The following is a 22,604-nucleotide window of genomic DNA, read 5'->3' as shown; positions in this document are numbered from 1 at the left end:
CAATGTCGTTTCAGGCATACCTCGACACTGTCGAGAAGAAGACCGGGCTCACGCCTCGCGAGCTCATTGCAATTGCGCGCGATAAGGGGCTCGCCGACGAGTCAGTGAAAGCCGGTCAGATTCTTGAGTGGCTTGCGCACGACTATGGGCTTGGGCGAGGACACGGGATGGCAATGGTTCATGTGATCACGAAGGGCGCCGAGATCGACGCAAAGCACGTCGGCACGGCAGGCGTTCATCGGGATGAATCGGCTGTGCTGTGGTTGGACGGCGTGGCGACACGACCGCTTTAGTAATCCTCGTCGTACTCGCGAGGCTCGTCGCGCCCGCGAAGTTTGTCAATTTCGCGTCGTTCTCGCTTCGTGGGGCGTCCAGCGCCGCGGTCGCGCAAGGGCGCGAACGCGCGCTCTTCGCGCGAGGGTGGCGGGGGAGTCTCATCGATATAACTCTCAGCAGCAGTCACCGCTGACACACGTTTCACAATGGTTTGCTTGACAACAAGGATGCGGTCGAACCCTGCAATGCGAATCCGCACCTGATCCCCGATGCGAACAGGTTGAGCGGCTTTGACGCTTGCCCCGCCGATCTTCACGTGACCGGCACGGCACGCTGCAGTCGCTTGGGATCGGGTTTTATAGACGCGAACCGCCCACAGCCAGCTGTCAACGCGAACCGTTCCCGCGGCCATTAAGCGGTCGCTAATTCAGTTTTCCACTGAACGAGGCGCTGCACCGTGGGGTTGCCGTCGGCTGCGAGGGTGCTCATGGCGTCATCCGGCACAAAGAAGTTGATGGCGAGGAATCCACGCACGACCTCCGAGGGGTCATCGACGAGCATCCGAAGAACATCGCATGGAGCGTGCTCATTGCGGGCGACGCACGCTCGAACGCCCTCATCGCTATCGCGGGCGAGCGCTTCAAACACATCAAGCGGGGTGTTGTGATTGCTCGCAGCGCTCTCGCGAATCTTGGGATTGGAGTCGGCAGCCAGCAGTCGAAGGCGTGCGATCTTACTTTCAGTTACCTCGGGGGCGGGGTGCAGCGCGGCGGCTTCCTCAGCGGTGAGCATCGAGGGTGCCATAGCTCGCAGCTGGGCCCGTTGGGCGGGAGTGTTGAACCGGATGCATGACATGGTTTCGAGGATACTCGTGCGCTCCTGCGAGACCGCGCCGCATTGTCGGCATTTTGGATGCGGATGCTCGATAGACTCAGGATGTGGCCACGCACAGTTCACCCGAGATCAGCAACCGTGTGTGGACTGTGCCCAATATCTTGAGTTTCATCAGGCTCGGGCTCGTGCCGGTGTTCTTGTATTTCATCGTTTCTGCGCAAGACGCGTTGGCGCTGATTGTCTTGGTTTTTTCGAGCCTTAGCGATTACCTCGATGGCTTCATTGCGCGACGCTTCAACCAGATGACTCGGTTGGGACAGTTGCTTGACCCGGCCGCTGACCGCCTCTTCATCTTTGCTGCGCTCATTGGCTTGGCCGCTCGTGGCGTGATTCCCTGGTGGTTGTTTGTCGTTATTGTCACGCGTGAAGTCATGCTTGCGGTCTTAGGAATTATTTCTGCAAACTATGGGTTTGGGCCGCTTCCCGTGCACCACTTGGGCAAAGTGGCGACGGCGGCGTTGTTCTATGCGCTTCCAGTGTTGATGTTGGGCCAAGCATTTCCTGCCATCGCGGAGGTGACTGATCCGGTGGGGTGGGCGTTCGCGCTCTGGGGTGCGTTCTTGTATTGGTGGGCCGGATTCATTTACGTCGCACAATCTGTCCGAATTTCTCGCCTTCCGAGGGTCTGAGGAGCGTCCCGATCCGATACGCTGGTTAGTCAGGGAGGTTTGCGATGGTTGAGTCAATGAATAATGGTCACGGCGCCGACGTACAGTCGGCAAACGAGACGTCCGCGCAGCCTATTGTCGAGCGCACCGACACCACTGCGACGTACAATCACGAGTTTGCGGCTCAAGTCGCCGCAATGGGCGCCGATGTGTCGGCCGATGAACAATCCGCGATCGCTGCTTTGCCTTCGGGCTCTGCCTTGCTGATAGTTCGTCGTGGACCCAACGTGGGTGCCCGCTTCCTTTTGGATGCTGATCTCACGACTGTGGGGCGTCATCCCGAGGCAGACATTTTTCTTGATGACGTCACGGTTTCTCGTCGTCATGTTGAGTTTGTGCGCAATGAGAAGTCGTTCGAGGTCAAAGATTTGGGTTCGCTCAACGGCACCTATCTTGGCGGTGACCGTATTGCGGCAAGTGCAACGCTTCGCGATCGCGCCGAAGTTCAAATAGGCAAGTACAAGCTCACTTTTTACGCCTCGCGCCGCGATCTTGCTCCTGCGGCTGGCAATTAGTGGCTGAGGTAGCGCGTCAAGCGCGTTCAGCGCCGGCGCCGGCGCTACTGAGTATTGGCCAGGTCCTTGCCAAGTTGAGTCCTGAGTTTCCTGATCTCACGCCATCGAAATTGCGCTTTCTAGAGGAGCGCAAACTTGTCGCTCCGGCTCGTACTGCGTCGGGGTACCGCAAGTTCTCGCCTGGCGATATGGAGCGCTTGCGGTTCGTGCTCACTATGCAGCGTGACCACTATCTTCCCCTTAAAGTCATTCGTGGCTACCTAGAAGAAATGGATGCGGGGCGCACTCCGGAGCTCCCCGGTGGCGCGGTCGCTGCAGCCTCTATGCTCTCGGCAGAGCGCAAGCTCACTCGCGACGAACTCATCCGCGAGGCTGGGGCAAGCCCCATGTTGCTTGGCGATGCTGTTTCGTCATCGCTCATTGTGGCATCCGATGTTTTTGGCGAAGACTCCCTCGCGGTGCTCAAGTCGCTTGTGGAACTTCAGCGCAGTGGCATTGAACCACGACACCTTCGTGGCTTCCGTGCGGCTGCAGAGCGCGAGCTGGGGCTCATTGAGAGCGCGTTAATGCCTGTTGCACGACGTAAGGATGCTTCGAGTCGCGCTCGCGCCGCTGAGATGGCACGTGAAATTGCGGGCCAGTTGGAGATTGTTCGAAGCAGTCTTATCCGATCTGCCCTCAGTCGACTCGATTCGTAGTACGGTCGATCTGTTGACCGTTTTCGGCTCACGCCGTTGACGGTTCAGTGAGGTTGGCCCAGTTTTATCCAACTGAATCCGACACGCCGTCGCGTTTTTGCGAATGTCGTTGATCGAGGCGGTGGGCGTGACTACCGTGGGGTAACACGAAACACTAAGCGTCAACTTCAACATGAAGGTTCGTTGTTTTGTGCTGATCAATCAGAACTAAAGGGGCAAAGCCATGAGTGAAGTGAACCGTAGCGAAGAGTCACGCTACGATCTTGGCCTCCTCTTTACCGACGGGATGCCCGACCTCGATGACACCGCAGGCTACCGAGGCGCCGTGGCGGCTCGCGCCGCTGGCATTAGCTACCGGCAACTTGACTACTGGGCCCGCACTCAGCTCGTAGAGCCTACTGTTCGTGGAGCCGCAGGCTCTGGCTCGCAGCGCCTGTATGGCTTCCGGGACATTCTTGTCCTCAAGCTCGTGAAGCGACTCCTCGATACCGGAATCTCCCTTCAGCAGATCCGTATTGCCGTCAATCAGCTACGCGAATCGGGCATTCATGATCTTGCTCAAACCACTCTCATGAGTGATGGAGCCGGCGTTTATCTCTGTACATCGAACGACGAGGTCATTGACCTCGTGAGCCGCGGTCAGGGCGTCTTCGGCATTGCTGTTGGCAAGGTTCTCCGCGAAGTGGAAACTAGCCTTATTGACCTCGACACAGTCAAGGGCGAAGACCCTATGGATGAGCTGGCCAAGCGCCGCGCATCCCGCGCATCGTAGAAAACGTTTCGTCAGATTTCTTGCGTCGGCATGACTATTTTGCCGCGATGCCGTCGAGCACTTGTGTTGCGCGAACTATCGCTGTGCGCGCTAGTTGCTAGCGATTAGCAGATGATTGTGCGCCGTGAGGTGGTCACTGTCCACCGTTATATTCACCCATGCGAGCTGCCCGCATGACACGGTCAAGAATCTGGTCAAAGTAGCGCGCCATTTCTTGCGCGCTTTCGCCTGGCCACACGTGCAACGGTTTTGCGGCACCTTGGGCTTGCTGCAGTGACGTGCGCTCGGGAAGCTGGGGCGATAGTACAAGCGGACCAAACATGTCGCGCAGTTCTTTGATGCGGAACTGGTGCTCGAGAGATTGCGAACGCAAACGATTCACGATAATTCCGAGCGGCTGCAAGCGAGGGGAGAGCCCGCGGCGAATCTCTTCGATCGCGCGTAGTGCACGATCGGCAGCGGCGACCGAAAACAGGCCAGGTTCGGTAACAATCGACACACGATCGCTCGCGGCCCAGGCGGTGCGCGTCAGGGCGTTGAGCGAAGGGGCGCAGTCGATGAGCACGAGGTCGTAGTCCGCTTCGACATTGGCGAGCGCCTCTTCGAGCTTCCAAATATCGCGAATGCTGGGGTGCGGCCCATCAAAGTTGATGGCAGACGGCGAGCCGATGAGAACGTCAATTTTTCCCGGTCGACCTCGAGTCCAGCCGCTTGGTGCTATCGCGGCGCGCACGATCTTTTCCTTAGGAGAAGCCAGCACGTCAGCAACATTGAGGTGACCGGCGACATCAATGTCCATTCCGGTCGAAACATCGGACTGTGGGTCAAGGTCGACGACGAGAGTTCGAAGACCGCGAGCAAAGGCTGCCGAAGCGAGCCCAAGCGTGACGGTCGTCTTTCCCACGCCCCCCTTGAGGGAGCTAACGCTAAGTACGTGCACGAGTAACGACGATACCTTCACTACTGTTAAGAAACCTAAAACTCCGCCAACTTTTGCGCACCCTTGAGGAAACTGCCAGAGTTCAATCACTCTAGGCTTGGTTTTTGTCAGGAAGGACCGAATGTTCAAGAAGATTCTCGTTGCCAACCGAGGTGAGATTGCGATCCGCGCTATGCGCGCGGCTGTCGAGCTCGGGGCAAGAACCGTGGCCGTTTTTCCGTACGAGGACCGAAACTCGGTTCATCGTCTGAAAGCTGATGAGGCATATCAGATTGGTGAAGAGGGGCATCCCGTTCGTGCTTACCTCGATGTTTCGGAAATTATTCGCGTTGCGAAAGAGTCGGGTGCCGACGCGATCTACCCCGGCTACGGCTTCCTCTCCGAAAACCCTGATCTCGCTCGGGCTGCCGCGGAGGCGGGAATCACCTTCATTGGCCCTCCAACCAAGGTGTTGGAGATGGCCGGCAACAAGGTCACCGCAAAGGAACACGCCATTGCTGCGGGAGTTCCTGTGTTGAAGTCCACTCCAGCAAGTACCGACCTCGAAGCTCTTCTTGCCGGAGCAGAAGAAATCGGTTTTCCCGTTTTCGCTAAGGCCGTCGCCGGCGGTGGCGGTCGTGGAATGCGCCGCGTGGATAAGAAGGAAGATCTCCGAGGTGCGCTGGAAGAAGCGATGCGCGAAGCGGACAGCGCATTCGGCGATCCCACGATGTTTATCGAGCAGGCTGTGGTCCGCCCCCGTCACATCGAGGTGCAGATCCTCGCTGATTCTCACGGCGGAACGATTCACCTCTTTGAGCGTGACTGCTCAGTGCAGCGACGCCACCAAAAGGTTGTCGAAATTGCTCCCGCTCCCAATCTTGACGACAACATCCGTCAAGCGATGTACCGAGACGCTATCGCTTTCGCCAAGTCAATCGACTACGTGAACGCCGGAACTGTCGAGTTCTTGCTCGACACCGCGGGAGAGCGCAAGGGCGAACACGTTTTCATTGAGATGAACCCGCGCATTCAGGTCGAGCACACGGTCACCGAAGAGGTCACTGATGTCGATCTCGTCCAGTCTCAGATGCGAATTGCTTATGGCGAGTCACTTGATGAACTGGGATTGCGTCAAGACGAGCTCAAGTTGCGTGGAGCAGCGCTGCAGTGCCGCATCACGACAGAAGACCCAGCGAGCGGGTTCCGTCCCGATACGGGAAAGATCACGACGTACCGTTCGCCTGGTGGTGCTGGTATCCGTCTCGACGGTGGAACAGTTTCTGCCGGTGCGCAGATTTCGCCTCATTTCGACTCCATGCTCGTCAAGATGACATGCCGTGGGCGCGATTTTGCGTCGGCAGTGCGCCGTGCGCGTCGCGGCCTTGCTGAGTTCCGTCTTCGTGGTGTCACCACGAACATTCCGTTCTTGCAGGGGGTGCTTGACGATCCCGAGTTCATCGCTGGCGACGTGAGCACCGCGTTCATTGATGAGCGTCCGTGGCTAGTCAACTCGCACCGCTCGAAGGACCGCGGAACCAAGATCCTTACGTGGCTTGCTGATGTAACCGTCAACCAGCCCAACGGCGATGGTGCGGGAATCATTAAGCCGCAGTTGAAGCTTCCCGAGGTCGATCTCGCGACGGACGCTCCCGCGGGTTCGCGTCAGCGACTGCTTGAGCTCGGTCCAGCTGGCTTTGCGTCCGCATTGCGCGAGCAGAAGTCGCTTGCTGTGACGGAAACCACTTTCCGGGATGCTCACCAGTCGCTCTTGGCGACTCGCGTACGCACTCGCGACCTCGTCGCGGTCATGCCGCACGTTGCGCGCCTGACGCCGGAGTTGCTGTCGGTCGAGGCCTGGGGTGGGGCAACGTACGACGTTGCGCTGCGCTTCTTGGCTGAAGACCCTTGGGAGCGTCTTGCCTCGATGCGTGAGGTGCTGCCGAACGTGGCGATACAGATGTTGCTGCGTGGCCGCAACACCGTGGGCTACACGCCCTACCCCACAAGAGTGACGGATGCCTTCGTGCGCGAAGCTGCTGACACCGGGGTTGATATCTTTCGTATTTTCGATGCGCTCAACGATGTTTCGCAGATGCGTCCGGCCATCGATGCGGTTCTCAGCACGGGCACGGCTGTCGCTGAAGTGGCGCTCTGCTACACGGGCGATCTCCTCGACCCCAAAGAAGATCTGTACACGCTTGACTACTACCTCACGCTTGCCGAGCAGATCATTGAGAGCGGCGCCCACGTGCTCGCGATCAAAGATATGGCCGGCTTGCTACGAGCAGAAGCCGCTGAGACGCTTGTAACGGCGCTTCGTGAACGTTTCGACGCTCCGGTCCACGTTCACACGCACGACACCGCTGGGGGCCAGCTGGCGACTCTCCTGGCTGCGTCGCGTGCTGGTGCGGATGCCGTCGACGTCGCTAGTGCTCCGATGGCGGGAACCACGAGCCAGCCGTCGATGTCAGCGCTAGTCGCCGCTCTCGCGCACACGGAACGTGACACCGGAATTTCTTTGGATGCGGTGTCTGACCTTGAACCCTACTGGGAAGCAGTGCGACACACGTACGCGCCGTTCGAATCGGGACTACCCGGGCCGACGGGACGTGTTTACCACCATGAGATTCCCGGTGGTCAGCTTTCCAACCTGCGTCAGCAGGCAATCGCTCTTGGCCTTGCTGACCAATTCGAGACTATTGAGAACCTCTACGCTGCTGCCAACAAGATGTTGGGTCGCCCGCCGAAGGTGACTCCGTCGTCCAAGGTCGTTGGTGATTTGGCTTTGGCGCTGGCTGCGGCAAACGCTGACCCAGCTGACTTTGAAGAGAATCCCGATAAATACGACATCCCAGACTCGGTGATCGGGTTCATGGCTGGAGAGCTGGGCGAGCTTCCCGGTGGTTGGCCGGAGCCGTTCCGCACGAAGGTGCTCAAGGGTCGTAACGTCAAGATTGGTGTTGAAGAGATCAGCGCTGATGACCAGGCCGCGCTTGACGGCGAGCCCAATGACCGCCGATCGGCGCTCAATCGCCTCTTGTTCGCTGGACCGACTCAGATCTTTGAGACCGCCCGCGAAACCTACGGCGACTTGTCCCAGCTCGACAGCACTGACTACCTGTACGGCATCCAGCAGGGCAAAGAGCACGTCGTAGAGATCGAAAAGGGCGTACAGCTCTTCGTGGGCCTCGAAGCAATCGGTGAGGCTGATGAGAAGGGCATTCGCACGGTCATGGCCACTCTGAACGGTCAGCTGCGTCCCGTATTTGTGCGTGATCACAGCATTAAGGTTGATTCAACGGCCACCGAGAAGGCAGATGCCTCGAAGCCGGGTCATGTTGCAGCACCTTTCTCTGGTGTTGTCACGTTGCAAGTCGAAGAGGGCGCCTCTGTGGAGGCAGGCCAGGCCGTTGCGTCGATCGAGGCAATGAAAATGGAAGCGGCGATTACTGCCTCCGTTGCCGGTACAGTCAAGCGTTTGGCTATACCCAAGACTCAGCAAGTAGATGCCGGTGACCTTCTTGTGGAAATTGAGCCGAGCTAACATCCCAGTTTTTGTAGGGTAGGGACGTGACCGTTGTGTATGCAACGGTCACGTCTTGCTCGTTAACGCGGTAAAGTGGTGTGTTTGCTTTCTGAAAGGGATCGCCACGTGACTACCAAGCGCAATGAACCAGATGTGCAGTCGTCCGACGACGCGCACTCTTCGTCGACCGATCACGACACGAAAGACTCGACAGTCGAACAGGCCCCACAGCCCGAGAGCGTAACTTTTACACTCTCGTTGCCTGTTGCGGTCCGTGAGACGCCGGAGCATGAAGCCGCCGTTGCGATTGATGACGTCGCGATTACTGCTCATGACGTCGATCCCGCCGCGATGGCGACAACGACAGTCGCTTTCGCACCAGAGTCAGTTGTGACAATCCCTGCGGAAGCAGCGCCCGAGGTTGCCGTTATCCCAAAACTGCCGCCGGCTGATCGCCCGACCACTCGACGGGGGCGACAGCGCACTGAGGTCCGTGCAACTCCAGAAACGGCAACGATGCTTACGGCCGAGCGCTTGATCAATCAGGGTAAGAAGAATCGTCGACCAGCGCCCGAAGGCTTCCTGCAAGAGTTGATCTACGCTGCAACTTTTCACCTCGTTAATCTGGGGGACTCCTACCGGGTGCGAGAGCGTAAGGCGCTAGAGGCTCGTGTCACTAAGACATTCATCGGAGGCACGCGATTCGTTCCTGTCCTCACTCGCAAGGGTGGAGTAGGAAAGACGACGATCACCGCGTTGCTCGGTATGGCATTGGCCGACACTCGCGAAGACCGCATCATTGCGATCGATGCGAATCCCGACCGCGGAACGCTCGCGGAGCGAATCGACAAGCAGACCCGCGCGACGGTTCGCGATGTTGTGATGCGGGCTGACTCCCTTCACACGTTCAGTGAATTCCAGACCGTGGTGTCTCGAGATGAGACTCGACTCGATGTGCTCGCTTCTGATACCGACCCTCATGTTTCCGAGGCCTTTGACGAAGACGACTACAACGTGGTCGCAGATATGGCTGAGCGGTTCTATTCCGTGGCAATCACGGACTGTGGAACCGGAATTGTCCACTCAGTCATGCGAGCGACACTGCAGCGCGCAGATTCAATCGTTATCGTCTCTGGTGGCAGCGTGGATGAGGCACGTTTGGCGTCAGAAACATTGACTTGGCTCGAGTCGAACGGTCATGAGGACTTGGTAAAGAACGCGGTTGTAGCTATCAATACGGCGACTCAAGGTACAAACTTGGTGAAGCTTGAAGAGATTGAGGCTCACTTCAAATCACGCGTTCGTGAGATTGTGCGCGTTCCTTACGACCCCAGTCTGGCAACAGGTTCGGTTGTGCATTACCGCGACCTCAATAAGCTAACGAAGGCAGCCGCGACGGAACTCGCGGCCGTAGTCATGGATGGCCTTCCCGCGGTTCGGATCAACTGACACTATGGCTGTTCGTGAGATTCGTCTCTTCGGCGATCCCGTTCTTCGTTCGGCGTGCGATGCGATAGTGATTGGCGACCCGCGTGCCGCGGCACTGGTTGATGACCTTATCGAAACCGTGAAACTTCCCGGACGTGCTGGGCTCGCTGCCAATCAGATCGGCGTTGGCCTGCGTGCGTTCAGCTACAACATCGATGGTGACATCGGTTACATCATCAACCCTGTGCTTGTCGAGGTATCAGGGGAGCCGGAGCTAGTTGATGAGGGCTGCCTCTCCGTGCCTGGGTTCTATTTCTTGCGTCGACGGTACCCGTTTGCGCGTGTTACTGGCGTGGATCTTTCGGGGGAGGCTGTTGAACTCAGCGGTCATGGGCTCATGGCTCAAGCTCTCCAACATGAGACAGATCACCTCGACGGCCACCTTTACATCGAGGGACTTGAAGCCGAGACAAAACGCGAAGCGATGCGCGCTATCCGTAAGGCTCCGTGGTACTAGACAGTTCTTGTGTGACGCACTCACTGAAGTGTTAACAAAAAGCCCCCGTCATGCAGGCATGACGGGGGCTTTCTGAGTGTGCTACTTGAGCGAGATTCCCTCGGTCGCGGGGGAGTTTGAATACAGACTCTCGATGACATCGGCAAAATCAGCCAGAATGACGTTTCGCTTGATGCTCAGCTTCGGAGTCAAGTGGCCGCTTGCCTCAGTCAGATCAGCGTCGAGTATGTGGAACTTGCGAATCGACTCTGCGCGAGAAACCCGAGAGTTTCCAACGTCAATCGCACGCTGCACTTCGGCAAGCACGGCAGGATGCTTTGCGGCCTGTTCGGTAGTCCACGTAGCGTCGAGGCCGTTGTTGCCGAGCCATGTGGGGAGCATTTCTTCATCGAGTGTGACGAGTGCTGAAATGAAGGGGCGCTGTTCACCCACTACGACAACTTGCCCGATGATCGGGTTCGCGCGGATGGGATCTTCAAGCGCAGCAGGAGCAACGTTCTTGCCTCCCGCTGTGACGATGATCTCCTTCTTGCGGCCGGTGATCTCGAGATAGCCTTCTTCGTCGATTTTGCCGATGTCTCCGGTCTTGAACCAGCCGTCTTCGAACACTTCATCTGTGGCGGCCTGATTGTTCCAGTAGCCATCGAAAACACACACACCCTTGGCTTGAATCTCACCATCCTCAGCAATGCGAACTGAGACTCCGGGCAGCGGGGGACCGACCTTGCCAATTTTGAAGTTCGACGGCTTGTTCACTGAAATCGGTGCTGTCGTTTCGGTGAGCCCGTAGCCCTCAAGAATCGTGAGGCCGAGGCTGCGGTAGAAGTGACCAAGACGCAGCCCGAGCGGTGCGGAACCAGAAACGGCGTACTTCACGCGACCGCCAAGTGCCGTACGAATTTTGGAGAGCACGAGTCGGTCGAAGACGGCGAACTGGATCTTGAGTCCTAGAGGCACGTGTCCGGCATCCACCGCTTTGGAATGAGCGATCGCGACATCCGCTGCTTTGCGGAAGATCTTGCCCTTGCCGCCAGCTTCTGCCTTTTGCTCTGACGAGTTGTAGACCTTTTCGAAGACTCGTGGCACCGCCAAGAGGAAGGTCGGTTTGAATGATGCCATCGATGGCAACAGCAGCTTGGTGTCTGGCTGGTGGCCGACCCTAACACCCCCGTGGATGCACAGGATTGAGATAAAGCGAGCGAAAATGTGTGCTGTCGTGATGAACAGCAGGGTGCTCGAATCGGGGTTGACGACTTCGGGGATCGCCTTTTGTGAATTGCGGCACAACTCCACAAAGTTGGAGTGGGTGATGATGCAGCCCTTGGGCTTCCCTGTGGTACCGGAAGTGTAAATGAGGGTAGCGAGGTCTGAGCCCTTGGCGAGATTGCGTCGACGTTCAATTTCGTCGTCGCTAACGTCGCTGCCTGACTTCGCTAGCTTGTCGAGGTCGCCAAGATCTATTTGCCACACGTTCGAGATGGCGGGAACGTCTGCGTGGATTTCATCGAAGCGCGCGAAGTGATCCGGTGTCTCTGTGATCATCGCTGTTGCGCCAGAGTCCGTAATGTTCCAATGGATCTGGCTCGGCGAACTCGTCTCGTAGATGGGAACGAGTACTGCTCCGGCAAACCACGTGGCGAAGTCGATCAGCGTCCACTCGTATCGGGTCTTGCACATCAGACCGATTTTGTCTCCTGGCTCAATGCCCGCGGCGACAAGGCCCTTAGCGAGGTCCTTGACTTGGGTCAGGAACTCCGACGACGTCACATCGCTCCAGCCGCCATTGGCTGTAGGTAGCGAGAACAACGCGCTATTGGGCGTGGCCGCAACGCGATCTATCAAGAGATCGGTAGCGTTTGCTTCCGGGTCAGCCTCAACAAGGGCTGGTACATCAAACTGTTTCACGGCAACTCCTTTGGCACCGGTAAGGTGGTCTACTCCACTCTAGCGAGGTCGTTGTCGACAAACCATGTAAACAGTGGGCACGTATGAAAATGTGCACCCGTTTGTGGGGTGCATCACGGCGGACGCTAGAGTGGGTATTCCCGCGACGAGGAGAAGAGGTGCCATGTTCTATTGGTTTATGAAGAATTTGGTTGCCGGTCCTATCTTGAAGACCGTCTTTCGTCCATGGGTATCCGGTTTGGAGAATATTCCTCGCACCGGTGGCGTTATCTTGGCCAGTAATCACTTATCGTTCATCGATTCGGTCTTCTTGCCGCTGGTTATGGATCGCCGTATTTTCTTTCTCGCCAAGAGCGACTATTTCACTGGTCGAGGCATCAAAGGTTGGCTGTCTCGGGCGTTCTTCAACGGAACAGGCATGCTGCCGATCGATCGCTCGGGCGGTAAGGCTTCCGAGGCTTCGCTCAACACCGGGCTCGCCGTACTCGCTCGTGGTGAAGTTCTTGGCATCTATCCAGAGGGCACTCGCAGTCCCGACGGAAAGATGTATCGGGGTCGCACTGGCGTAGCGCGAATGATCCTCGAGGGACAAGTCCCTGTCGTGCCCGTTGCCATGATCGATACCGAGAAGGTCATGCCTATCGGTACCAAGATCCCTCGCATGGGTCGCATCGGTATCGTTTTCGGCGAACCCCTCGACTTCAGTCGGTTTGAAGGTATGGAAGGCGATCGCTTTATTCTTCGTTCCATCACCGACGAGATCATGTATGAGCTCAACCGCATTAGCGGTCAAGAGTATGTCGATGTGTACGCCACCTCGGTCAAGGACCGCGGCGCTGCTCGTCGCTAGCTCGTTCCCTCGCCCAACTTAGGCCATCAGCTTGTCGTAACGGTGTCATTGAGGCGCCGCGGTGCCGGTAGGCTCTTAGTGGGTCACAAACCCAGCCATTTTCGCAGTAAATGTATGAAGGAAACTCCTCGTGGTCGACCCGTCAGAACCAGTCGTGCTCGCTGATCCCGCCGTGATTGCCGGTCTAGACAACTGGCGCACCCTCCCTATCAAGCAGCAACCTCAGTGGCCGGATGCCGACGCGGTTGGTGAGGCATCCAGCAAGATCGCGTCACTGCCGCCGCTCGTGTTTGCTGGCGAAGTCGATCGTCTCCGCGCGCGACTCGCGCGCGCCGCCCAGGGCGATGCTTTCCTGTTGCAAGGGGGCGATTGCGCAGAGACGTTTGCCGGTGCGACTGCTCAGCAAATCAGCGATCGCGTCAAGACGATTCTGCAGATGGCCGTCGTTTTGACTTATGGCGCGTCCAAGCCAATCGTCAAGATGGGGCGCATGGCTGGTCAATTCGCCAAGCCGCGTTCGAGCGACTCGGAGACGCGTGGTGATGTCACACTGCCCGCATACCGGGGCGATATCGTCAACGGTTACGATTTCACGCCGGAATCGCGCACGGCGGATCCTGCACGTCTTGTCGAGGGCTACCACACGGCCGCCTCGACGTTGAACCTTATTCGCGCGTTCACGCAGGGTGGCTTCGCTGATCTTCGCCAAGTTCACTCATGGAACAAGGGCTTCGCTGCTAACCCGGCGAACCGCCAGTATGAGAGCCTCGCAAAGGAGATCGACAAGGCGGTGCGTTTCATGGAGGCGGCCGGCGCCGACTTCGATGAACTCAAGCGCACCGAGTTTTACGCCAGCCACGAAGGCTTACTGATGGACTACGAGCGTCCGATGACGCGTATTGACTCTCGTACAGGTACTCCGTACAACACGAGTGCTCACTTCCTGTGGATCGGTGAGCGCACTCGTGACCTTGACGGTGCCCACATCGATTACTTCTCGAGACTACGCAACCCGATCGGCGTTAAGCTCGGTCCAACCACCACGCCTGAGACGATGAAGCAGCTCATCGACAAGCTTGACCCCGAGCGTGAACCTGGTCGACTGACGTTCATTACCCGTATGGGTGCAGGCAAGGTGCGCGATGCTCTGCCGCCTCTACTCGAAGCGATCAAGAGCATGGATGCCACGCCACTGTGGGTTACTGACCCCATGCACGGAAACGGTCTTACGACACCCACGGGTTACAAGACTCGCCGCTTTGACGATGTTGTGGATGAAGTCAAGGGATTCTTTGAAGCACACCGGGCAGCGGGAACCTACCCTGGTGGTATCCACATCGAGCTCACCGGCGACGATGTCACCGAATGCCTGGGCGGCTCCGAGCAAATTGATGAGGCGACGCTCGCGACTCGTTACGAGTCTCTCTGCGACCCACGTCTAAACCACATGCAGTCCCTCGAACTCGCGTTTCTCGTAGCCGAGGAGCTTCGCGCTTTCTAGCGACCAGAAACGCCCGCCAGTCGACTGCCTTGAGAGGCATCCGGCTGGCGGGCGTTTTGCGCGCGTGGACCTCAGCGTTCCGCGAGTTCGGGTTAGATCTGTGGCCCGTAAACGGTAACTTCTGAGCCGCGTTTGATCGATTCTCCGGCCGAGGGATCCGTGCCGGAAACGATGGCGAGGCCTGATCCCCAGAATCCTTGAGGGAGGTCTGTTTCGACGTTAACGATGAAGTCGAGGGCCTCGAGCTCGGAGATAGCCGCATTGATAGTGTCACCAGACACGTCGGGTACCTGTACGAGGTCCGGGCCTCGTGACGTGATGAGGGTTACTGTGTCGCCTTCGCGAACGGTGCGAGCAACCCCATCAGCATTCTCTTCAGGATCTATTGCGACGACGGTACCTTTTTCGCAATCGCTGAAGACTTCGATCCCAAGCTGAACATTGAGGTCTACCCCAGCCAAGATCTGGGTTGCTTCGTCGACCGTCGAGCACGCGACATCGGGGAGGGGCCCTGTCGATATGACGAGCGTAACGTTCTGAAGCTCGCCGTAAGTCTCGGCGCCCACGATTGATTCATCATCTGCACCAAGAACGTCAATGACGAGGCCTGTCGCAATGTCGCTGCTGAACTGTCTAATGATCGGTTCAACAAGCGTAAAGGGAGCAGCGCTGATAGCTGCACGAGCTTCTTCTTCTGTCATTCCGACAAAGCTGGGTACGGCGATAGGGCGCGGGCCTTGAGAAACGAGCAATTGAACTGTCGATCCGTTGGGCACGGCAGTACCAATTTCGGGCGTGGAATTCGCCACCAAATCAACCGCAACGACGGGGTCATACGTCTCGCCAAGCTCGTCGCTCACCACAAGCCCTAGCTCTTCCAGCATTGCGTGAGCTTCTTCCGGCGTTGCACTCTTGATGCTCTCGGGGATGGTGACTTGAGAGCCCGGCCCGGCACCGAAGTACCAGCCCGCGCTGACGGCAGCGCCGACAAGGAGAACGATGAGCGCAATGAGCCACCACCCACGTGACTTACGCTTGCTCGCTCTCGTGGAGAGCGTTGTGGTGTTTTCAGAAACCTGGGTGGGCGCCGGAGCAGCGACCTGCTGAAGCTCTGCGCCAAATACTTGCGTGTCTGCCGTCGAGTTCTGTGGTTCCGGTGCGGGTGCGCTTGGAAGCACCATCGTGCGTTGTACCGCAGTGGATGCCGTTGGCGGCAGGGCAGTCATGAGCGAGCTGTGCGTTTGATAGAGCTGGTCGAGCAGCGCGCGAGCGTCTTTGGGACGATCGTCCGGTTCGCGAGCCGTTGCCCAGAGTACGAGGTCGTCGAGTTCGGCGGGCACAAGATGATTGGCGGAACTCGGGCTCGGCACCACTTCGTTCGCATGTTGGTACGCGATCTGCATGGGCTGTTCGCCCTTAAAGGGCTGTTCGCCCACCAACATCTCGTACATCATGATGCCGACGGCATAGATATCACTGCGGGTGTCAGCGAGTCCTCGGGTTACGAGTTCGGGGGAGAGATACGCGATTGTGCCGAGAAGCGCTGCGCCTGTCGCAGTATTGGCGCTGGCCGCCCTCGCGAGTCCGAAATCGCCTATCTTGATGCGGCCGTCGTCGGCTAGCAACACATTTTCGGGTTTGAGGTCACGGTGAACAATGCCGGCTTTATGGGCAGCGGCGAGGCCCGCGAGTACCGCCTCCATGATGTCGAGCGTTTGCTCTGTGGTGAGAATGCGATGTTCCTGAAGAAGATCGCGCAGCGTGATCCCGGGGAGATACTCCATGACGAGGTAGGCCATGTCGCTGTCTTGGCCTTGGTCGAAGACGTTGACCACGTTGGGGTGGGCAAGGCGAGCTGAGGAACGCGCTTCTTGCACGAAGCGTTCCTTGAACTTGCTGTCGTCGGCAAGGTGACCGTGCATAACCTTGATAGCGACTTTGCGCTCGAGGCGCAGGTCGGTCGCGAGATAGACGGTTGCCATTCCGCCGCGCGCGATACGCGAACGAATCTGATAGCGACCGTCGAGCAGACGGCCGATCATCGGATCAGTAGAGTTCGCATTCACTCTGAGAGTCTAAAGTTCGGAGCTTCGAGAGTGCCGCTAGACACGGCTGTTCTGGCGCTTAGCTCAGCTCTTGCAGCCATGATCGAGCGGAAGTTTCCCACTTTGCGTACGCATCGGGGTGTCCTGAGATTTGAACTGCCTGTGCCGCTCGGGTCAAGCTCATGTTCTGCCACCCTGAAATATCCAGCAATCCCCGGGTCATGCCCTTGTTGGGGTTGCTAGGACCGCCATAGAACAACCGCGCTGCATGTGAAGGGGTGGTGAGCTGGCTGACAGTACCCCAGCCCGAACTGGGGCGCTGCTGGAAAAGACCTACCGAATCGCGGTCGCCCCAGTTGAGATTCCGAAGGCTCGACTCTTGCATTGCGGTAGCGAGAGCAATCGTGATGCCGTAATCAGATACTCCAAGCTCGCGACCGACCTGCACGATAACTTGAGCGTTTGCACGCATCTCCGCGTTCAAGTACGTCACGCTTCCGCCAGTGCTCGCGGGAACTGAGTTCGACGATGGCACCGTCAGCTTGTCACCGACGTAGATCATGCTTGAGGCGCTGAGCCCGTTGGCATCGAGCAGCGCTTGAGTAGAAATGCCAACTCGAGCTGCGATCGCCGAAATCGTGTCGCCTGAGACGACAACATAGGTGCTTCCCGATGAGGGAGCGGGAGCCGGCTCAGGCGCAGCTTCCTCAACCGTCGTTTCAACCTCCGCCTCGACGGGGGAGTTCTCTGGGGCCGGGGCTTCCGTGTCCACTGAAGTGTTGTCGTTCTCAGTAGGCAGCGACTCCGATGAAGACGCAGTGTCTTTGAAGTCTTCGTCGAGGGTGAAATCGTACTCTTCAGTTTCCTGTGTAGGAGAGCTGAGATTTCCCGGAATGATGATTGTTTGGCCGGGGTAGATAATGCTCGACCAGCCCAGGCCGTTTGCCGACATCACAGAGATGGTCGACACGCCGAATTTGTGGGCGATACCGCTGACGGTGTCGCCGGCGACGATGGTGTACTGGCCGTTAGTGGTCTTGATGTGGTTGACGCTAGGGAGCGTTTCCACGGTGCCCTTGGTGAGCTTCAGCTGTTGACCGGGGAAAATCATCGACGACCAGCTCAGCCCGTTCAGGGCGAGCACGGAGGCCGTAGAGAGCCCATAGCGTGCCGCAATGTCGCTTACAGTGTCACCTTCTACAACGCGGTAGCTCGTTGGCGCTGGGCCGATGATCGAAGTGGAGGCCTCGCTTACGGCGGTGGTTGTGATTGTTGTCGGCTTGTTCGAGCGTTCGGCAGACAAGCGAGGGTCGTCAGGTGTTTTTGCATTGACGGGCTCAACAGGACCGGTCAGGTTGAAAGTGGCCGCAGCGAGTGATCCCACGAGCAAGACAGGAACTGTGTTCATGACGCTGCGGTTTACGCGAGCTCGCTGCTGTGCAACCCGCCGAGCCCGATCGTTAGCAAGCGGCGATGCTGCGGGCACTAGTCCGGCAAAAACGCTCGCTGCCACGTTGTCGGTGTCTTCCATCGTGAAATGTGTCATGTCGTTCTTCCTGCTCCCGGCCCCGAGAAGGTGTATGTGATCGCTGAGATCAGCGCTCCAACGCTGTCACAGAAGCAATCTACTGTCAACCATTGTGGCAGTAGTGGCTAATGTGACTGGTGTTATCTGAGTTGACTACTGAATATTCTCCGTAAGCCGTGCGAACTGTCAGGTTTTAGCGTGATGACGTGGCACTCTTAACATGTGACTGAAACACCCGCTATCAACTGGCTTACTCTTCCGGACCTCACTGAGCTCCTTGGGCTCAAGGTGAGCCAAGTGCGCCGCCTCATTGAGGAAGGTGCCCTTCTCGCGCGCAGAATCGACGGCGTCTGGCAGGTTCCCGACGTTTTCATTGTGGACGGTGCTCCGCTTCGCGAACTCAAGGGAACGGTCGTGGTGCTTTCTGATGCTGGTTTTTCCGCGGACGAGTCGATGACCTGGCTGCTCTCGAGCGAACCCAGCTTGGGTGTTGCTCCAGTTGAAGCACTTCGTGCCGGGCGAAAAGCTGAAGTCCGCCGCGTAGCGCAGGCGCTCGGTTTCTAGATTCTCGGGCTAAGCTCGGGCGTCTGAGCAAGCGCACTTGTGAGATTCGAGCGGTTCATTGAGAACTGAGCGCCGCTTTAGTGCGACCGTGTCGTTGCCGCAGTGGCGAGTTGGAGTAGTTGCGCTCGGGCGGTCGGTGCAAGATTCGCGCTCTCGATTGCTTCGCAGGCGCGTTCGAGATTGCGAGAGATGACTCTCTCAACTTGGTCGACTGCGCCGGATTCCGTGAGCGTTGAACGAATCATGTTGACTTGCTCGTCGCTGAGGTCCGGATCGCCGAGAAGCTCGTCAAGAATTGAATTGGCGCTCGTTGATAGTTTCTGCCGGGCAATCGCGATGATCGCGGTGCGCTTACCTTCACGGAGGTCATCACCTGCGGGTTTTCCTGTCACTTCAGGATCACCGAAAACTCCGAGAACATCATCTCTTAACTGGAACGCCACGCCCAGTGGCAATCCAAAGGCCCGTAATGATGACAGTTGATCTTCGGTGCCCGCAGCTAAGCTCGCTCCGAGAGCAAGCGGAGCTTCGACGCTGTACTTAGCGGACTTATAAATGAGCACTCTTTGTGCGCGGTCGAGTGCCTCGGACTCTGGATAACTTGCCCATGCGCTCTCATCATGAATGTCCAAGAATTGGCCGGCCATCACTTCAGTGCGCATGGTCATGAATTCTTTGCGAGCCGCGAGAGCGGAGGGGCGGGGGAGGGTCGCTAGGCCCCGACCAAGTAATTCGTCGCTCCATCCCAGAAGCAGATCGCCAAGGAGCAAGGCGGATGCTTCGCCGTATGCCTCCGCGTTGCCACTCCAGCCCCCATCGAGATGCATTGATTCGAAACGTCGGTGAGCAGAGGGTGCCCCGCGACGAGTGTCGGAGCGATCCATAATGTCGTCGTGGACCAGTGCCGCGGCGTGGAACAGCTCGAGGGCCGAAGCGGAGAGCAACACGCCAGTGAGGTCGTGGCTCTCTGTGCCATCCGCGAAGGGGTCTTGAGGCGAAGCGAGTCCAGCGACGGCTTGCCAACCCCAGTAGCAAAAAAGGGCTCGAAAACGCTTGCCTCCGGCGAGAAGCGAGCCTCCCACGTCGGTGAGAGCGGTCAATTCGGGAGCGATTGCTCGAAGCTCGTTGTGCTTCTCGTTCAGAAACTCATCGATCTTTAGCTGGACAAGGTCAACTAACTGGTTACTCTCAGGCACCCGTCTAGCCTACCTAGTGGATCGGGGCGTACTATAGAGACCTAGCCGTAAATCCCAGAGAGAGGGGAACGGAATGCCGCTTTCAGAGCAAGAGCAGCGGGCCCTCGATGAAATGGAGCGCAGTCTCTATCAAAACGATGCCGATTTCGTTAGTGCAGTCAGCGCTCGCAAGGGCAAGCCAAACTATCGAATGATGGTAATTGGCGTGCTTGTTGGAGTTGCCGGAATCATCGCGCTCCTCACTGGCGTCATCATTCAGCAGCCACTTGTTGGGGTGTTGGGTTTCGTGGTCATGTTTGCGGGAGTGTTGCTCTTCGTTTCGCCTCCTCGCCCTGGTAGCTCTGAGAGCGCTACTGATTCCCCATCCTCTTCTTCGAGGTCGAGGGCCAAGCGTGGTTCCTCTTTCATGGACACCATCAACGAGCGTTGGGACCGCCGCCAGAACGGTCGCGGCTAGCGCAACACTCTCTCCACTTTCAAGGACCAGCCTTCGGGCTGGTCCTTTTTTTGTGCCCGGAACTATGGCGCTTGCTGTTTTTCGGGGTCACTCACTCCATTCTCCTCCACCGTGAAACTCCAGTAATTTATTGGGTTCAATCTGCATCTTTTCCGAATATTGCCCAAAAACCTTAGATATGTGGTTGAAAGTGGAGTAAAGTGGAGGCAACCAGAATCCGGGCCGGAGATTGAGGGGAGGGCGCCGTGTTTCTTGGCACCTACGCCCCCAAGCTCGACGACAAGGGACGCATTATCCTGCCGGCGAAGTTTCGCGAGGAACTTGCATCCGGTGTTGTCGTTACTCGAGGTCAGGAACGTTGCCTCTACGTGTTCAGTCAGCGCGAATTCGAAGTGATGCATGAAGCAATTCGCAAGGCACCGGTCACGAGCAAGCAGGGGCGCGACTTCTTGCGACTCTTTCTCTCCGGCGCGAACCAAGAAACGCCTGACAAGCAGCATCGGGTCACAATTCCTGCTGGTCTGCGTGAGTACGCCGGGCTCGGTCGCGATCTGACTGTTATCGGAGCGGGTAACCGCGCTGAAATCTGGGACACCGAGGCCTGGAACAACTACTACGAGGCCACTGAAGCCGATTTCGTCAACACCACCGAGGAGGTGATTCCGGGACTCTTCTAGCTCTTCGACGCTGACTCCCAGCCGAACGCCCTGATTTTCTTCCCCGATATCAGGTCGCATCGGATGGGGATCAGCCTCCAAGAACTAGGCCCATACGCCATGGCTGACAACACCATCCACACCCCAGTACTCCTAGAACGTTCCATCGAGTTGCTTGCGCCCGCGCTGAGCGCTCCCGGAGCCGTTCTCGTCGACGGAACTCTCGGAATGGCCGGCCACGCGGAGGCTTTCCTCCAGCGTTTCCCGGACCTCACGCTTGTGGGGGTTGATAGAGACGAGGACGCTCTTGCTATCGCTCGACGTCGGCTTGAGCCTTTCGCTAGCCGCACGCACTTTGTTCATGCTGTCTACGACGAGATTCCGCAGGCACTCGCTTCGCTGGGAATCCCGGCAGTCGAGGGCATTTTCTTCGACCTCGGAGTCTCGTCACTTCAGCTCGACCGTGTTGAGCGGGGCTTCTCCTATTCTCAGGACGCTCCGCTAGATATGAGAATGGATGCCTCGACGCCGGTGACGGCAGAGCACATCCTCGCGACCTATAGCGAGCTCGAACTTCGCCGTATTTTTTACGCGTACGGAGATGAAAAGCTCGCTCCACGTTTCGCTAGCCGCATAGTTCAATTCCGCGAGAAGCAACCGCTGACAACTTCCGCTCAACTGGTCGAGTTGATCATCGCTGCTACACCAGCCGCAGCCCAGCGTGCTGGACACCCCGCTAAAAGAGTGTTCCAAGCACTTCGTATTGAGGTCAATCAGGAGCTCTCAGTTCTTGAGCGTGCTATTCCTGCCGCGATCAACTCATTGGCTTTGGGTGGCCGGATGGTCGTATTGGCCTATCAGTCGCTCGAAGACCGCATCGTGAAGCGCGAATTGCAGCGTCGCTCGCGCTCTACTGCTCCCGCCGGGCTGCCTGTCGAGCTTCCCGAGCACAAGCCGGAGCTCAAGCTCCTCGTTCGTGGTTCAGAGCAGGCAGGCGAAGCAGAACAAGACCTTAATCCCCGAGCAAAGCCCGTACGACTGCGAGCGATTGAACGAATGCGAGTCACCACATGAGCACCAATCTCGCCTATGCGCAGCCACAACCTCTACGCCGCCCATCGGAGCGACCGGCTCATATTGAGATTGTTACAACGCGAGCTCAGCGTAAGGCGCGGCCTCGCATGCTTTACGCAGTGGTTACGGTCGCGAGCTTCTTCGTCATTCTTGCTGCACAACTGTTGCTGAGCATCGTCGTTACGCAGGGTGCCTACCAGATTGATTCGTTGCAGTACGAGCAGAAGGTGCTCATGCGTACCGAGCAGAGTCTCCTCGAGTCACTTTCGTTGCAGTCATCATCGCAAAACCTCGCTGCGCAAGCTGCCGGTTTAGGTATGGTCCCGAATGCAACGCCGTACTCGCTAGACATCACGGATGGATCAGTGTTCCGTCTACCAGGAAGTGCTGACCCCACAGGTTGTGGCGGGAGCTGTGGGCTTGTCGGCAACACCCTTCTCTCTGGGATTCCTCTTGTCAGCGCCGAATCGGCGGCTGCCGCGGCAACAGCGGCGAAGTCTCCGGTGGCCGCGACCCCCGGTGGAGCCGCGGCGACGGCAGGGACCGCCGCGCCAGAGCCTTCCAATAACGCAATTCCTGCACCAGTCACGCGATGATTGAGGCGAACCCTCT

Annotated in this window: 22 protein-coding genes; 15 read left to right on the top strand and 7 right to left on the bottom strand. The window is 57.9% G+C overall.

Going from position 1 to position 22,604, the window contains the following annotated elements; all coding sequences use genetic code 11:
- Window positions 1-2: 2 nt before the first annotated feature.
- Complete coding sequence (locus tag AACZ26_RS12665; RefSeq protein ID WP_339622095.1) at window positions 3-293, top strand: DUF4287 domain-containing protein; 291 nt, start codon at window positions 3-5, stop codon at window positions 291-293.
- On the opposite strand, the gene AACZ26_RS12660 is transcribed toward AACZ26_RS12665, so the two are convergent.
- The gene (locus tag AACZ26_RS12660; protein ID WP_339622094.1) at window positions 290-688 is read right to left on the bottom strand and encodes an RNA-binding S4 domain-containing protein; all 399 of its coding nucleotides are present in this window, start codon (window positions 686-688) and stop codon (window positions 290-292) included. The two genes, AACZ26_RS12665 and AACZ26_RS12660, sit on opposite strands and share 4 nt — an antisense overlap.
- Window positions 688-1,131: a hypothetical protein gene (locus tag AACZ26_RS12655; RefSeq protein ID WP_339622093.1), complete on the bottom strand. Its 444-nt coding sequence runs from the start codon at window positions 1,129-1,131 to the stop codon at window positions 688-690. Before AACZ26_RS12655 ends, AACZ26_RS12660 begins: the two co-directional genes overlap by 1 nt.
- An 83-nt stretch (window positions 1,132-1,214) precedes the next feature.
- On the opposite strand from AACZ26_RS12655, the gene AACZ26_RS12650 reads away from it, so the two are divergent.
- The 4 genes from AACZ26_RS12650 to AACZ26_RS12635 all read left to right on the top strand — a co-directional run bounded on the left by AACZ26_RS12650 (window position 1,215) and on the right by AACZ26_RS12635 (window position 3,823).
- The gene (locus tag AACZ26_RS12650) at window positions 1,215-1,799 is read left to right on the top strand and encodes a CDP-alcohol phosphatidyltransferase family protein (protein WP_339622091.1); all 585 of its coding nucleotides are present in this window, start codon (window positions 1,215-1,217) and stop codon (window positions 1,797-1,799) included.
- Window positions 1,800-1,843: 44 nt separating this feature from the next.
- Entirely contained in the window at window positions 1,844-2,353 is a 510-nt protein-coding gene (locus tag AACZ26_RS12645) for an FHA domain-containing protein (protein ID WP_339622089.1), read from the top strand.
- Window positions 2,353-3,051, top strand: coding sequence for a MerR family transcriptional regulator (locus AACZ26_RS12640; RefSeq protein ID WP_339622087.1), 699 nt, complete (start codon window positions 2,353-2,355; stop codon window positions 3,049-3,051). Before AACZ26_RS12645 ends, AACZ26_RS12640 begins: the two co-directional genes overlap by 1 nt.
- A 223-nt stretch (window positions 3,052-3,274) precedes the next feature.
- Complete coding sequence (locus AACZ26_RS12635) at window positions 3,275-3,823, top strand: MerR family transcriptional regulator (RefSeq protein WP_339622085.1); 549 nt, start codon at window positions 3,275-3,277, stop codon at window positions 3,821-3,823.
- A gap of 133 nt (window positions 3,824-3,956) precedes the next feature.
- Here AACZ26_RS12635 and AACZ26_RS12630 read toward each other — a convergent pair whose 3' ends face one another.
- On the bottom strand, window positions 3,957-4,763 hold the full coding sequence (locus tag AACZ26_RS12630) for a ParA family protein (RefSeq protein WP_339622253.1): 807 nt from the start codon (window positions 4,761-4,763) through the stop codon (window positions 3,957-3,959).
- A 121-nt stretch (window positions 4,764-4,884) separates the two neighbouring features.
- Here AACZ26_RS12630 and AACZ26_RS12625 point away from each other — a divergent pair, with 121 nt between their 5' ends.
- From AACZ26_RS12625 to AACZ26_RS12615, 3 genes are all read left to right on the top strand, one after another.
- The gene (locus tag AACZ26_RS12625) at window positions 4,885-8,289 is read left to right on the top strand and encodes a pyruvate carboxylase (RefSeq protein ID WP_339622083.1); all 3,405 of its coding nucleotides are present in this window, start codon (window positions 4,885-4,887) and stop codon (window positions 8,287-8,289) included.
- Window positions 8,290-8,397: 108 nt separating this feature from the next.
- Complete coding sequence (locus AACZ26_RS12620) at window positions 8,398-9,720, top strand: MinD/ParA family protein (protein WP_339622082.1); 1,323 nt, start codon at window positions 8,398-8,400, stop codon at window positions 9,718-9,720.
- A gap of 4 nt (window positions 9,721-9,724) precedes the next feature.
- Window positions 9,725-10,216 (top strand): peptide deformylase, encoded by a 492-nt coding sequence (locus AACZ26_RS12615; RefSeq protein WP_339622081.1) that lies wholly within the window; start codon window positions 9,725-9,727, stop codon window positions 10,214-10,216.
- Between the two features lie 81 nt (window positions 10,217-10,297).
- Here the strand turns inward: AACZ26_RS12615 and AACZ26_RS12610 are convergent, their stop codons facing one another.
- Window positions 10,298-12,121, bottom strand: a complete 1,824-nt coding sequence (locus AACZ26_RS12610) for an AMP-dependent synthetase/ligase (protein ID WP_339622079.1) — start codon at window positions 12,119-12,121, stop codon at window positions 10,298-10,300.
- Between the two features lie 163 nt (window positions 12,122-12,284).
- Here AACZ26_RS12610 and AACZ26_RS12605 point away from each other — a divergent pair, with 163 nt between their 5' ends.
- Together AACZ26_RS12605 and AACZ26_RS12600 are read left to right on the top strand one after the other, a co-directional pair.
- Entirely contained in the window at window positions 12,285-12,971 is a 687-nt protein-coding gene (locus AACZ26_RS12605; protein WP_339622078.1) for a lysophospholipid acyltransferase family protein, read from the top strand.
- A 130-nt stretch (window positions 12,972-13,101) separates the two neighbouring features.
- A complete protein-coding gene (locus AACZ26_RS12600; protein ID WP_339622076.1) occupies window positions 13,102-14,472 on the top strand; it encodes a class II 3-deoxy-7-phosphoheptulonate synthase in 1,371 nt (456 codons plus the stop codon).
- Window positions 14,473-14,564: 92 nt separating this feature from the next.
- Here the strand turns inward: AACZ26_RS12600 and pknB are convergent, their stop codons facing one another.
- Both pknB and AACZ26_RS12590 read right to left on the bottom strand, forming a co-directional pair.
- Window positions 14,565-16,538, bottom strand: coding sequence for a Stk1 family PASTA domain-containing Ser/Thr kinase (gene pknB, locus AACZ26_RS12595; RefSeq protein ID WP_339622074.1), 1,974 nt, complete (start codon window positions 16,536-16,538; stop codon window positions 14,565-14,567).
- 58 nt (window positions 16,539-16,596) lie between these two features.
- On the bottom strand, window positions 16,597-18,063 hold the full coding sequence (locus tag AACZ26_RS12590) for a LysM peptidoglycan-binding domain-containing protein (protein WP_339622072.1): 1,467 nt from the start codon (window positions 18,061-18,063) through the stop codon (window positions 16,597-16,599).
- A 204-nt stretch (window positions 18,064-18,267) separates the two neighbouring features.
- Here AACZ26_RS12590 and AACZ26_RS12585 point away from each other — a divergent pair, with 204 nt between their 5' ends.
- Window positions 18,268-18,609, top strand: a complete 342-nt coding sequence (locus AACZ26_RS12585; RefSeq protein WP_339622070.1) for an Rv2175c family DNA-binding protein — start codon at window positions 18,268-18,270, stop codon at window positions 18,607-18,609.
- A gap of 77 nt (window positions 18,610-18,686) precedes the next feature.
- Here the strand turns inward: AACZ26_RS12585 and AACZ26_RS12580 are convergent, their stop codons facing one another.
- Window positions 18,687-19,805 carry a polyprenyl synthetase family protein gene (locus tag AACZ26_RS12580; RefSeq protein WP_339622068.1) on the bottom strand — a complete coding sequence of 373 codons (1,119 nt, stop codon included), beginning with the start codon at window positions 19,803-19,805 and terminating at the stop codon, window positions 18,687-18,689.
- Between the two features lie 73 nt (window positions 19,806-19,878).
- On the opposite strand from AACZ26_RS12580, the gene AACZ26_RS12575 reads away from it, so the two are divergent.
- The 4 genes from AACZ26_RS12575 to AACZ26_RS12560 all read left to right on the top strand — a co-directional run bounded on the left by AACZ26_RS12575 (window position 19,879) and on the right by AACZ26_RS12560 (window position 22,588).
- A complete protein-coding gene (locus AACZ26_RS12575; protein WP_339622066.1) occupies window positions 19,879-20,262 on the top strand; it encodes a DUF3040 domain-containing protein in 384 nt (127 codons plus the stop codon).
- 245 nt (window positions 20,263-20,507) lie between these two features.
- Entirely contained in the window at window positions 20,508-20,939 is a 432-nt protein-coding gene (gene mraZ / locus AACZ26_RS12570) for a division/cell wall cluster transcriptional repressor MraZ (protein WP_129071303.1), read from the top strand.
- A gap of 99 nt (window positions 20,940-21,038) precedes the next feature.
- A complete protein-coding gene (gene rsmH, locus AACZ26_RS12565) occupies window positions 21,039-21,992 on the top strand; it encodes a 16S rRNA (cytosine(1402)-N(4))-methyltransferase RsmH (RefSeq protein WP_339622060.1) in 954 nt (317 codons plus the stop codon).
- Between the two features lie 107 nt (window positions 21,993-22,099).
- A complete protein-coding gene (locus AACZ26_RS12560) occupies window positions 22,100-22,588 on the top strand; it encodes a hypothetical protein (protein ID WP_339622058.1) in 489 nt (162 codons plus the stop codon).
- Window positions 22,589-22,604 lie beyond the last annotated feature (16 nt).

The organism is uncultured Salinibacterium sp., from assembly GCF_963974405.1.
Taxonomy (GTDB): Bacteria; Actinomycetota; Actinomycetes; order Actinomycetales; family Microbacteriaceae; genus Rhodoglobus.
This window is presented reverse-complemented; position numbering and strand designations above follow the sequence as displayed.